At 35.1% G+C, this 12576-nt stretch carries 14 protein-coding genes; 7 read left to right on the top strand and 7 right to left on the bottom strand.

The annotated features are described in order from the left end of the window. Window positions 1-20 precede the first annotated feature (20 nt). The gene (locus B5488_RS17290) at window positions 21-2510 is read left to right on the top strand and encodes a DUF5686 and carboxypeptidase regulatory-like domain-containing protein (protein ID WP_079736392.1); all 2490 of its coding nucleotides are present in this window, start codon (window positions 21-23) and stop codon (window positions 2508-2510) included. Window positions 2511-2755: 245 nt separating this feature from the next. Here the strand turns inward: B5488_RS17290 and B5488_RS17285 are convergent, their stop codons facing one another. From B5488_RS17285 to ruvX, 4 genes are all read right to left on the bottom strand, one after another. Beyond that, complete coding sequence (locus tag B5488_RS17285) at window positions 2756-3190, bottom strand: DUF5606 family protein (protein ID WP_079736391.1); 435 nt, start codon at window positions 3188-3190, stop codon at window positions 2756-2758. A gap of 60 nt (window positions 3191-3250) precedes the next feature. Next, complete coding sequence (gene def, locus B5488_RS17280) at window positions 3251-3841, bottom strand: peptide deformylase (protein ID WP_079736390.1); 591 nt, start codon at window positions 3839-3841, stop codon at window positions 3251-3253. Between the two features lie 40 nt (window positions 3842-3881). Then, on the bottom strand, window positions 3882-4244 hold the full coding sequence (locus tag B5488_RS17275) for a four helix bundle protein (protein WP_106197172.1): 363 nt from the start codon (window positions 4242-4244) through the stop codon (window positions 3882-3884). A gap of 106 nt (window positions 4245-4350) precedes the next feature. Then, entirely contained in the window at window positions 4351-4758 is a 408-nt protein-coding gene (gene ruvX, locus B5488_RS17270; RefSeq protein ID WP_079736388.1) for a Holliday junction resolvase RuvX, read from the bottom strand. Between the two features lie 124 nt (window positions 4759-4882). Here ruvX and B5488_RS17265 point away from each other — a divergent pair, with 124 nt between their 5' ends. The 3 genes from B5488_RS17265 to B5488_RS17255 all read left to right on the top strand — a co-directional run bounded on the left by B5488_RS17265 (window position 4883) and on the right by B5488_RS17255 (window position 7209). Further along, window positions 4883-5569 carry a hypothetical protein gene (locus tag B5488_RS17265; RefSeq protein WP_079736387.1) on the top strand — a complete coding sequence of 229 codons (687 nt, stop codon included), beginning with the start codon at window positions 4883-4885 and terminating at the stop codon, window positions 5567-5569. A 35-nt stretch (window positions 5570-5604) separates the two neighbouring features. Then, on the top strand, window positions 5605-6420 hold the full coding sequence (locus tag B5488_RS17260) for a 2,3,4,5-tetrahydropyridine-2,6-dicarboxylate N-succinyltransferase (protein ID WP_079736386.1): 816 nt from the start codon (window positions 5605-5607) through the stop codon (window positions 6418-6420). Window positions 6421-6546: 126 nt separating this feature from the next. Continuing rightward, window positions 6547-7209, top strand: coding sequence for a glycosyltransferase family 9 protein (locus B5488_RS17255; protein ID WP_079736385.1), 663 nt, complete (start codon window positions 6547-6549; stop codon window positions 7207-7209). 141 nt (window positions 7210-7350) lie between these two features. Here the strand turns inward: B5488_RS17255 and B5488_RS17250 are convergent, their stop codons facing one another. Continuing rightward, window positions 7351-8334 (bottom strand): IS5 family transposase, encoded by a 984-nt coding sequence (locus tag B5488_RS17250; protein ID WP_079733655.1) that lies wholly within the window; start codon window positions 8332-8334, stop codon window positions 7351-7353. An 81-nt stretch (window positions 8335-8415) separates the two neighbouring features. Between B5488_RS17250 and B5488_RS17245 the strand changes: the two genes are divergently transcribed. Continuing rightward, complete coding sequence (locus B5488_RS17245; protein ID WP_079736384.1) at window positions 8416-8850, top strand: glycosyltransferase family 9 protein; 435 nt, start codon at window positions 8416-8418, stop codon at window positions 8848-8850. Next, window positions 8847-9878 carry a CDP-glycerol glycerophosphotransferase family protein gene (locus tag B5488_RS17240; RefSeq protein WP_079736383.1) on the top strand — a complete coding sequence of 344 codons (1032 nt, stop codon included), beginning with the start codon at window positions 8847-8849 and terminating at the stop codon, window positions 9876-9878. The genes B5488_RS17245 and B5488_RS17240 overlap by 4 nt, the downstream gene beginning before the upstream one ends. A gap of 118 nt (window positions 9879-9996) precedes the next feature. Here B5488_RS17240 and B5488_RS17235 read toward each other — a convergent pair whose 3' ends face one another. Continuing rightward, window positions 9997-10842: a glycosyltransferase gene (locus tag B5488_RS17235; RefSeq protein WP_079736382.1), complete on the bottom strand. Its 846-nt coding sequence runs from the start codon at window positions 10840-10842 to the stop codon at window positions 9997-9999. Window positions 10843-10865: 23 nt separating this feature from the next. Beyond that, the gene (locus tag B5488_RS17230) at window positions 10866-11609 is read right to left on the bottom strand and encodes a lipopolysaccharide kinase InaA family protein (RefSeq protein ID WP_079736381.1); all 744 of its coding nucleotides are present in this window, start codon (window positions 11607-11609) and stop codon (window positions 10866-10868) included. 205 nt (window positions 11610-11814) lie between these two features. On the opposite strand from B5488_RS17230, the gene B5488_RS18050 reads away from it, so the two are divergent. Beyond that, entirely contained in the window at window positions 11815-12576 is a 762-nt protein-coding gene (locus B5488_RS18050) for a DUF5672 family protein (protein WP_079736380.1), read from the top strand.

The raw sequence follows: 12576 nt of genomic DNA, 5'->3' as shown, positions 1-12576 counted from the left end.
GCATCAAAAAATTCATCATCATGCATCAAAAAATCATCATCATTTTTCTTATTCTTTCATCAATTAATTTATCGGCACAAATTACCGGCAAGCTTACCGACACCGATAATAAAAGCCTCCCTTATGTAAATATTTATACGGAAGATGGAAGATTTGGAACCACTTCTAACGAAAATGGCTTTTATGAGCTAAAAATAAATCAGCCTGGAAATTACAATTTAGTATTTCAGTTTTTAGGTTATCAAACACAGAAAAAGACTATTTCAGTTGAAGAGTTTCCGTACGAATTAGATATTAGTCTAAAAACGGAAACCACCAGTTTAGATGAAGTAAATATTTCTTCAGGAGAAAATCCCGCGAATGCAATTATTAGAAAAGCTATTGATTTTAGGAAACGAAATGCAGAAAAACTTGAAGCATATTCTGCCGATTATTATTCTCGCGGATTATGGCGAATTAAAAATGCCCCGGAAAAGATACTTGGGCAGGAAATTGGCGATCTTGGCGGCGGCCTCGACTCTACCCGAAGCGGTATTGTTTATTTAAGTGAAACTATTTCTGAAATTGCATATAAACGTCCAGACGATTTTAAGGAAAAAATAATTGCCTCTAAAGTTAGTGGCGACGATAATGGTTTCAGTTTAAACTCGGCGCAGGAATCTTATTTTTCATTCTATGAAAATACCATTGAGATTAACAGCGAAATGGTTTCCCCAATCGCCGAATATGCCTTTAATTACTACGATTATAAGTTAGACGGAACTTTTTATGATGAAAACGGAAACCTTATCAATAAAATAGAAGTAAGTCCTAAACGCGAAAAAGACCGGGTATTTTCTGGTTTTATTTATATCGTGGAAGACCTTTGGCAAATTTTTGGGGTAGAGCTGCAAACCACCGGCCAGGCCATACAGGTGCCACCCATTGAAACTTTAGATTTTAAACAGAATTACCGTTTCTCTAAAGAAAACGGGTTTTACGTTCAAATTTCACAAACTGTAGATTTTAAATTTGCGATGTTTGGAATTTCTGGAGATGGTAGGTTTACCGCGGTTTACAGCAATTATGATTTTGAACCGGAATTCAGCAAAAACGATTTTGGTAATGAGATTATGTCTTTTGCTGAAGCAGCGAATAAAAAAGATTCTACTTATTGGCAAAAGTTGCGCCCGGTGCCGCTAACCGATGAGGAAATTAACGATTATGTAAAAAAAGACAGTATTCAAACGCTTCGGAATTCAAAACCTTATTTAGATTCGATTGACGGAGTACGAAATAAATTCAATTTAACCGATCCTGTTTTTGGCTATTCCTGGCAAAATTCCCACAAAGACAGGTATTTTAATATAAGTTCCCCGCTTATGGGTACGCATTTTAATACCGTACAGGGTTGGAATACTTCTACCACAATTTCATATAGGCAAAATGACGCTGAAGACGAGAACTCCGGGAAATTCTGGCGTTTATATACAACGCTTAATTACGGTTTTAGTGAAGAACGCTTTAGAATTAAAGGAGGATTTCAGAAACAATTTAATAACTCCAGCAGGCCGGTTTTAAGGCTTTCTGGAGGAATAGAAACCGCACAAATTAACGATAGAACTCCAATTTCGGAACGATTAAACGATATTACTACCATATTCTTTGAACACAATTACCTGAAACTTTATGAACGTTCTTTTGCAGAAATCGCGTACCAGCAGGAAATATCTAACGGATTATACTTTTTTGGAGATTTTAGATATGAAAATAGAAATCCGCTATTTAACAATACCGACCAGGTAATTATTGATAATGAAGGTGTAGAATACACTTCCAACAATCCAATAGATCCGCAACATTTTGGCACCATTTTATTCAGAGAACACGACATTTTTAAACTGAATCTTACTACCAGAATAAGATTCGGGCAAAAGTATATGAGTTATCCCAGCGGAAAATTCAATATTAATGACGAGAAATATCCCACATTGTACCTGGGATATGAGAAAGGCTTTGGCGCGAGTATAGAAGAATATAATTTTGATCAATTTAAAGCTTCGGTAACCCAAACTTTAAAACTGGCCAATAAAGGTGAATTTGGCTATAATTTAAATGGTGGAACTTTTTTAAATGCTGAAGATATGGCCTTTGTAGATTACCGGCATTTTATTGGAAATCAAACCCGGGTAAATAATGGTTTTAGCAATTTATCTAGATTCAACCTCCTGCCCTATTATGCGATGAGTACCAACAAAACCTATGCTGAAGCACACGCCGAACACGATTTTAAAGGCTGGGTGTTAGGAAAAATTCCTTTTTTAAATCAGCTTAATTATAATTTGGTAGTTGGCGCTCACGCTCTTTATACTCAAGATAACAAACCTTATTCTGAATATTCAGTAGGAATAGATAACCTTGGCTTTGGAAAATACAGGCTGTTAAGATTAGATTACGTGGTTTCTAATATGGATGGACAGCGGGAAGGCGCGTTTATTTTTGGACTAAAGTTTTTAGGGGTTTTGGATTAAAAGCCCCCTAACCCCCGAAGGGGGAACTCAAAATTTTTATGCCAAAAATACTTGAAATCTATTATAAATTATAAAGCAAACTTAGTGTGATTTCGAACTTAATCCGGGATAACGGAATTTTTGAAGGTATTAAAAAACCTCACAGGTTTTAAAATCCTGTGAGGTTTGTATTTTGAATGTCATTTCGATGTTCGATAATTCAATACAAATTGCTTGGTTAGAAATAACAGGAAATATTTAAGTTCCTATTCTTCCTCCCCTGTATTATCTTTATCGGCTGGTTTTTCTTCTTCAGTAGAGAAATCGGTTATTCCGTTTTTAACCAACAAGTTATACCATTGGAAAATTTTCTTCATATCGCTGGCATAAACTCGGTCTACGTCATAATCGGGTAAAATTTCAGCAAAATAATTCTCCAATTCAGCTTTATTAGATTTGTGGCTTATTGCCTCTCCCCCATCTTCCTTTTCTTTCATCTTTTCAAAGATTTCCGCAAGCGGAACTTCTTCGGTATATGTATAAATCGCTATTTCGCTTAACAAGCTAACATTATGGCGAATATTTACGGCCATTTTCTTTCCCTCAGGAATTGATTTCACAATAAATCCGCCACGGCTTTGTGCGGTTAATTCGTATAAACCGGGTTTTCCCGAAATCGCTAATATTTTATCTAATCCCATAGAGTGTGTGTTAAATTTTGGCTGGCAAATATCAGCTGCCAGAACTAATTATCAAAGTGATTACCGTCCTTTTTTCATTTCAGGAAAACGCATTTTATATTCAATCTTTATTTTCCCTTTAGAAATGCCGGAGAGTTTTCCTTTTAGCAAACGTTTTTTTAAGCTGGATAGTTTATCGGTAAATAAAATTCCTTCAATATGGTCGTATTCGTGCTGAATTACCCTCGCAGACAAGCCGGTAAAAGTATCACGATGCGCTTCAAAATTTTCATCCTGATATTCTATGGTAATCTTTGGCTTTCTAAATACATCTTCCCTAATTTCAGGAATACTTAAACAGCCTTCGTTAAAAGCCCATTCTTCTCCTTCTTCTTCAACAATTTTAGGGTTGATAAAAACCTTTTTTAGTTTCTTAAGCTCTTCTCGTTCCTGAAGTTCTAATTCTTCATCTTCAGCAAACGGACTTGAATCTACGAGAAACAAACGTATTGGCCTCCCAACTTGTGGTGCGGCCAAACCAACACCAAAAGCATTATACATAGTTTCCCACATATTTTCTATCAACTCATCCAGTTTTGGATAATCCTCCGGAATTTCTTTACATTTTTTTCGTAAAACCGGATCTCCGTAAGCTACAATTGGTAAAATCATTCTTTTTAATTGTATATTTTATAATGTATAATTTATAATCCTATTTTCCAGAATTGAGATTTCTCACCGAGGTTATTCTTGATGCTATAAAAATTGATGTCAACTCTTTGGCCTCTACGATCAACTCTTTTGAATTTTCCTCATTAATCAAATTTTCATCCTTTGCAAACTCAATCCAGAAAATACATTCATCGGCTTCTTCAATTACTATTCCTAATTTTGAAATAAACGCTTTTTTTGATTGTCCCAAACAAACAGCCCGATAATTTGCTGCAACGGAGGTGCTGCACCGTATCAACTGACCTTCAATATGACTCCCCAATTTATTTTTAGGAAGATTTATTGCCAATTTCACACATTTATGTGCGAAAATATTGGAACGTTTAATTAAGTCGTTTTTCATAATATGAACCTCCGAAAAATTATTCATTAATCATTATTCACTATTCATTTTTTAACGTCAAGCTAAACTTGTTTCAGCTTCTAATTTATTATTTATTCTTACTTAATTACTCGTATAAGTAAGTCTGCAGAATTATCGTTGCGCTTATTTCATCTATCAGGGCTTTATCCCTACGTTTTTTCTTTTTAAGTCCGCTGTCTATCATAGACTGAAATGCCATTTTGGAAGTAAACCTTTCGTCCACCCTTTTCATAGGCATTTCGGGAAATTTTTTAGTAAAAACCTTTAAAAATTCCTGAATATACACTTCACTTTCTGAAGCTGAATCGTCTTTTTGCTTAGGTTCTCCCACTAACACCAATTCTACGTATTCCTCTTTAAAATATTTATCGAGAAAATTTAAAAGTTCCGGTGTTTTTACGGTAGTTAATCCTGAGGCAATCATTTTAAGCTCATCACTAACCGCAATACCAGTGCGTTTTGTCCCAAAATCAAGTGCTAATACTCTTCCCATTTCGTTTGCAAAAATACGCTTAAATAGACAATATAAAAATTTGTCCTGGCTAATCTATTATTTAAGGCTTAGGTGTGAAATTCTTCTAATTGTTTTAGCTTTGCACTTCTAAAAATGAGAAAAATTGAAAAAGAATTATCCTGAAAAAATATTTACGGGAATTTTAGTGTGTATTCTGATCCTCCTGGTGCTAAATATTTTAAGTTATTTAGATTTCTATTATAACAATTTAGAGCAAAGAGATTATTTTTTCAGAAAAACCAATTTTAACCTGGAGCGAAACGCGCCTACTATTTTTTCCAGTAGTCTTCATTTTACTGCATCAATTCTACTGGCCATTATAGCTTTTAGTAAGCTTAGCATTAAGAAGGTCAAAAGTTTCTGGATATTTTTAAGTATTCTTATTTTGTTTATAGGTCTTGATGAGTTGCTTGTTATTCATGAGAAGGTAGGAAGAGCTTTTGGGGAAAATGTAGAAACGTCAGGCATATTTTTCTTCGCCTGGGTAGTGCCCTACGGAATTGCATTGATTCTTATTGGGTTAACATTATTAAAATCCTTACTAAAACTTCCTAAGAAAACAAGATTAAACTTTATAATGGCGGGAGCAATTTTCGTCTCGGGGGCCATGGTAATAGAAATGTTTACCGGCTGGTATGTAGAGTATAACCAGCTACAAAACGAGAATTTACTAAGGGTACCAGATACTTTTATATTGTCTACTTTTGAAGAACTTTTTGAAATGATAGGAATAGGTTTCTTTGTATATAGTATTTTAGATTTTATAAGAGAATATAAAATAAAGACATAAACCGTTCACAAATTTACAACAAACGATATTTACGTATGGAACAATTAAAGAATACAATAGAAGCTGCCTGGGAAAACCGTGAGCTTCTAAAAGATACAGAAACCATAAAAGCCATTCGCGAAGTTGTCTCGCTATTAGACGCCGGCAAATTGCGTACCGCAGAGCCTACCGAAAACGGCTGGCAGGTAAACGAGTGGGTAAAAAAAGGCGTAGTACTTTATTTCCCTATCCAGCAAATGGAAACTTTAGAAGCAGGTATTTTTGAATACCACGATAAAATCCCATTAAAGAGAGGTTATAAAGAAAAAGGAATTCGTGTAGTTCCCAATGCAGTGGCAAGACATGGAGCATATATTTCTAGCGGAGTGATTATGATGCCGAGCTATGTAAATATTGGTGCTTATGTAGACGAAGGTACTATGGTAGATACCTGGGCTACCGTTGGTAGTTGTGCCCAAATTGGCAAAAATGTTCACCTTAGTGGCGGAGTAGGAATTGGCGGTGTTTTAGAACCTCTACAAGCATCTCCCGTTATTATAGAAGATAACGCATTTCTTGGCTCAAGAAGTATTGTAGTAGAAGGTATTAAAGTTGAAAAAGAAGCAGTTTTAGGAGCTAATGTGGTACTTACCGCTTCTACAAAAATAATAGATGTAACCGGTGATGAACCTCAAGAAATGAAAGGGATTGTTCCGGCAAGATCGGTAGTAATTCCGGGGAGTTATGTAAAGAAATTTCCTGCGGGAGAATACAATGTTCCCTGTGCGTTAATTATTGGAAAAAGAAAAGAATCTACAAACAAAAAGACTTCTCTTAACGATGCTTTGAGGGAATATAATGTAGCGGTTTAAAATAGCAGTACCCTACCCCCAAAAGGGGAATTCTTGCGATAACTTCATTTTGGAAGAATTTTTGAAAGGGGTTATAAAATATTAATTAACAACAAGACCACCCCTTGGGGGAGGCTTGGAGGGTCTATGAAAATACTCATAATTCAGCAAAAAATGATTGGGGATGTACTTACGTCCTCAATCTTATTTGAAGCGCTTCGGAAGAACTATCCTGAAGCTGAGCTGCATTATTTAATATATCCTCATACCCGCCCGGTTATTGAAAATAATCCATTTATAGATAAGGTGATAGAGTATGATCCTAAAATCAATAATGCTCCATTAAACTTTATCTCATTCCTGCAGAAAATAAGAAGGGAAAAATATTCCGTAGTAATAGACGTTTATTCCAAGATCAGCACCGGCATTCTAAGCTTTATGTCTAAGGCTGATATTAGAATTGCTTATAAAAAACAATATACCCAGTTTTTCTACACCAGCGTTTTTAATCAAAATATTCAGGAAAAAAGTTCGGCTGGGATAGCTATAGAAAAGCGCTTGAAACTGCTGGAACCACTCAACACCACTTTTTTATCAGAAATTAAACCAAAGATTTATCTTACTGAAAGTGAAAAGTTAAAGGCAAAAAAGGAATTAACCACTGCCAGACTTTTAGAGAGTAAACCCCTTTTTATGATTTCTGTTTTAGGAAGTTCAATAGAAAAAACCTATCCGCCGGAATATTTAGCTGTGCTGCTAAATCATATAGTGGAAGTTACGGCTGGTAATCTTATAGGAAGCTTTGAATAAGTAATGGTTTTTCTTTTATTTCTCTTTTCCGAGAATTTTTTTGGACTATTTTGCCTAAATCCTTGACTTTTGGCCAATTTTTTTCATCATTTTCGTTATTTTATTCCCTTTTTGTTCCAACACTGCGCACGTTCCCACGTTTTAGGCTTTCGAGAGCAGATAACTGGCCCGAAAAATATTGTACAGGATGCAGTTGAAGTCAAACCTTAATTCGTTCCTTGCCATTGTTTTAGCAACCGTTCTTTTGTAGTTCAACTTTTCCTTCAAATAGGCGAAAGGGTGTTCAACCTTGCATCTTATCTTTGATTTCTTCTTGTTGTTTTTCTTTTGCGTCGCGGAGAGTTTCCGCTTTCGTGTCCCTTTGTCCAGCATCCCGTAATAAACACCCTCTTTCCTGGCCTTTCGCTTGTCGGCAATAGTGCCATAGGCGCTATCGCCAAAAATCATCTGCTCATCGCCGCTAAGGAGTTCATCTTTTAGCTGGGAATCATGAGGACGTGCCGAAGTGAATGTCCTTTTCCTTATCAGCTCACTGCCCACATCGGTTCCAATATGACCTTTATAACCAAAATATTTCTTCCCCCGCTTTGCCGTGGATTGGGCATCGGTATCTATTTGCGCACTCGGGTGTTTTTCCAGTTCTTCCCGCCGCTCCTTGCTCAACGGCTTGGTGGTGGACTGAAGGATGGTGGCATCTACACTCGTTCCTTTTTTCAGCAACAAACCTTTTGATTCAAGACTGGCCAAGATCAAAGCAAACAACCCATCCATCAAGCCTTCCCGTACCAAGGCTTCTTTGAACCGCCATATGGTCGTGAAATCTGGCACCGTGGTAGTGTAGTTGATCCCTGCAAATTTTTGAAAACTCAAGCGGTCGTTGACCTGATCCTCCAGTTCCGGGTCGCTCAGGTTATACAGGTGCTGAAGAAAAAGCATTTTGACCTTAATGGAAAGATCGCGGTGCGGCGCTCCACCGATAACTTTATTGGTGTTGTCCACTGCCTGCACCAGATTGAAGACTTTGTCCCATTCCACCAAATTATTGATCTTGTTTAACTTGGAGGATACCCTGCTGGGCTTTCTACTGCGTCCCAATTCTATATCGGAAAAACTTAACTGGCTCATAGGAGATGGTTTTTGTAAAGCATGAAATTAGTGAAAACCAACCATGCACACAAATTTTTTATGCTATGTTTGTAAGGGGTTATGCAAAGGATTCTTATATTTAATTATATCCCATCACAAGAAAAAAAAGCTTTAGATACCTACAATCTTTGCACCCCACTTACCCAACAAGCTATTCATTTAGATATATTGGGAAAAAGCCTTCGGGAATTTATGGCTTTAAGTTCTTTTTGCACCGCACTAATTGGTAATGAAGGTGGTGCGGTAAATATGGCCAAAGCATTAAATATTCCTACTTTCGCAATTTTCTCACCATCGGTAAAAAAGCAAAACTGGAGTATATACGATGATGGAGTATCACAAGTTTCTGTGCACCTGGAAGATTTTATGCCTGAAGATTTTAAACAGTGCTCTAAAAAGAAAATTAGAAAAAAGACCTCGTTTCTCTACGATAAATTTAAACCCAGTTATATAAAACCCGGGCTAAATAAATTTTTGGAAAGACTTAAAAAATGAAGTATCGATTCTTAATTTATATAAGCTATCCTTACGCTTTACCAATAGGTGCTCCCCTTCAGGAAGAAATCATGAAGCGTGGGTATGAAGTCAAATGGTTTTGCGATGTAAAAGAAACCAAAGAATATTTTCCAAAAAATGGAGAATTATTACCTGAAGTAAACGATGCCGTTTTGTACAATCCAGATGTGGTCCTTACTATAACGGATAGTGTAGCTGATTTTATACCCGGAATAAAAGTGCAGGTTTTTCACGGTTTTCCTGCCAATAAAAGAAAAGGTACCGATCAGTTTAAAATTCGTGGTTTTTTTGATCTTTATTGTACCCAGGGGCCATCCAGCACTATTCCATTTCAGGAAAAACAACGAAAGCACAAAAACTTTGAAGTTATAGAAACCGGCTGGTCTAAGTTAGACCCTTTGTTTCCGCTAGAGCCAACCACCAATGAAAAACCGGTTGTTTTAATTGCTTCAACCTTTACTAAACAATACAGCCTGGCCTTAAACGAAGCAGTAGTAGCCGAAATTGAAAGACTTTCTAAAACAAATCGTTGGAAATTTATGGCTGTTTTACATCCAAAATTAAGCAAGGAAGTCTATAGGAAATTTAAAGCGCTGGAGAATGAGAATTTCAGGTTTTATGATACTACAAACCTCGTCCCGCTATTTAAAAAGGCTGATGTAATGTTTGCCGATACGACTTCTGCTCTTATTGAATTCCTTATTCAGGAAAAGCCCGTGATTACTTTTAAAAATAATATGCCCGGACCATATTTAATAGATATTTCCAAGGTTTCAGAAATTGAACCTGCCTTAAAAAAAGCAGTTTCTAAACCTGCATATTTAATGGAAGAAATTAAAACATTTGCCGATTATTCGCATCCATATAGAGATGGTAATTCAAGTGAAAGAGTGCTTGATTCCTGTATTGAATTTTTACATAAAGACAGGTCACATCTTAAAAAAAAACCACTCAACTTAATCAGAAAATATAAGATGCGAAAAAAACTGGGCTATTTCAAATTTTAATTGAGAGCTTAATTTCCCGCCACTTTTCTTTGATTATTTCCTGCAACTTAGGCTTACTAAAAAAAGGATTGAGCCCGGCAAACTCATAGATAAAACCGACCAAAAAATCTACTAATTTTTATTTTTTATAAACTCCAATAAAAGATTTAAAATCTTTATAATATTGTTTACTTGTTAACTTCACCCTGTTTTTAAAGCTTAAAAATCTCCAGGAATTAAAGGGCACTAGACGATCCAAAATTTCTGCAGTTTGCTCTTTTGAAATATGGAATTCATAAAGTTTTTTAGGGTCTATATTTCCATAGCCCGAGAATCTATTCACTTTATTTTTAGAATGAATAATACTTAACCAGAGCCTCTGGTTTCTAATCCTGGTCATGTTTTTTTCATATTTCCAGGAACCATGACGTTTTCGAAACCAAACCGTTTTAAAATTATCTTTCTTTTCTATAAGGCTAATAAAAGGGTTATTCAATTTCGTTAACACACCTAAACGCGTGCTTTTTCCTGTTTCTAAGGTATAGCCATCAATTATATCAAGGGCCTGGTGATCTTGATTATTAAAATAACTTTGAATAACCTCGGTATAATTCTCGTGAATACAATCGTCGTTATCAAGACGAGAGGTAATTATATATTCCTTAGAATCGAGTTTATTAATATTATTTAGCATCTCGGGTAAAAAATTATTCATTCCATCAATAAAAAATGGAAGGAAATTCTCGTAAGTTTTTCTATAATTTTCTACTTTTTGCTTATAAACTTCAGGGGTATTAATATCAAAGAAAACTAACCATTTAAAGTTTTGATTGGTTTGATTTTTTACCGAGGTAAAACAGTAATTTTCGAATAAATCAAAACGTTCTTCTAACCATTCTTCAGTAAGTACTTTTTCGTTGTTTTTTGTGGTAGTCCAATCTTCGGCTCGCAAATTAAAGCGGGTAAGAATATAATGTTGAAACATAATTTTAAATTGTAAATGATTCTTTATAGTTTGAATTTTTTCTTAAATGCTTTTTTTCGAAGAAATCCCTCCTGGAATTTCTTAATATAGAACCACATCTTTTCAAATACTTCGTCTTTATTTTTATTAATGTGCTTCGCATATTCAATGGCCATAATTCTCACTACCTCCTTATCCTGGGTTAACCGCGAGAAATTTCTCATTCGCTCTGAAAAATTAAGAGCTTTAAAATTCATTCTATTTAAATCTACTAGAAAAAATTTAGGCTTTCCGCCATTTAAGCGGATTAATGTATTGCCGGGAGAATTATCTAAAAACTCTATTTCTTTTTCGTGAAGTTCAAAAATAAACCGGGTGAAAGCCTTTAAAATGGCTTCGTGACCGGGTTTACTTAAATCTATTTCTCTAAAACTTAAATCGTAATCTAACTGCTCACTCAAATAGAAACTTCGTAAAAAGGAAAAAGCAACAGTTTCTTCCACATAAGCTATAGGCTGCGGAGTACCCACGTTTTTGCTTAGTAAATACTCAGCGTATTTAAAGGAACGTTCGGCTTTGGATTTTCTAAAAAAACGATAAGCTATTTTATTAACCGTATTGGGAATTTTAAAAGATTTTACATTAATCTTAATTCCTTCCAGTTCAAATAATTTAAGCTTATTACGCTTCCCGTCTACCAGCATATCGCCGGTTTCATTAAAATTTTGAATTAAATTTTTAATATCTGCCCTAAGATGCCGGTAATTTTCAGAAGTTATAATTTTCATAGAAACTAATTAAGCTATGCTCGCAATAGCGACAAATTTAGGATATAATATATCCAAAAGTATAAAGAGCAAGGGAATATTATATAGATGCGCTGTTTTTATTGATTTCAAATTCAAAGAATATATTAGATTAACCGGGATGGCCTTTAGAGCAATTAAACTACGAATTTAATATTATATTCGCATCTAAAGATTAAAAAACGCAATGAAGACCGCTGTTGTTATTCCTGTCTACAAACAAAAAATGTCTGAAACGGAAGAGATTTCGTTTAAGCAATGCTTAAAAGTTCTAGGCGATTTCCCAATTATTATTGTTTGCCCCAAAGGTTTTAATAAACAGTCATTCAACAATTACAAGCTGATTTTTGAAGAATTTGAAGCTCATTATTTTAAAGATATTTTTGGTTATAACAGCCTTATGTTAGCGTCTCATTTTTACGAACGCTTTTTAGCTTATCATTATATTTTAATTCATCAATTAGACGTGTTTATCTTTAAAAATGAATTAGAAAAATGGTCAAATCAAGGTTACGACTATATTGGCGCGCCCTGGCTGGCTACAGATAACCTCACTTCCAAAATCCTGAAACCTTTTCAGTCTAAAAAGAAGAAAAAAAGGGAACCCATTTTTTACAAGGTGGGAAATGGAGGTTTATCTCTGCGCAAAACACAAAGCTTTTATCAAATTTCTAAAGAACTTGAGCCTTTAATTGAAAAGCAGCTTGAGAAAAAAGATAAAATTTATGCTATTGAAGACGTATTTTGGTCTTTAAGAGTTCCTGAACACTTCCCCGAATTCAGCATCCCAGATTTTAAAATAGCTGCTGAATTTGCCCTGGATAGAAAACCAAAAATTGGATTTAAAATAAATAGAGGCGAATTACCATTTGGATGCCACGGATTTAATAAACCTAAGGTTATTGATTTCTGGAAGCCTATAATTAAAAAAGAATTTCAAAAGAAATAG

The sequence above is a fragment of the Salegentibacter salegens genome (assembly GCF_900142975.1).
In the GTDB taxonomy this organism is placed as follows: domain Bacteria; phylum Bacteroidota; class Bacteroidia; order Flavobacteriales; family Flavobacteriaceae; genus Salegentibacter; species Salegentibacter salegens.
Note: the sequence above shows the minus strand (reverse complement) of the source record. Positions and strands in the feature narration are given on the sequence as shown.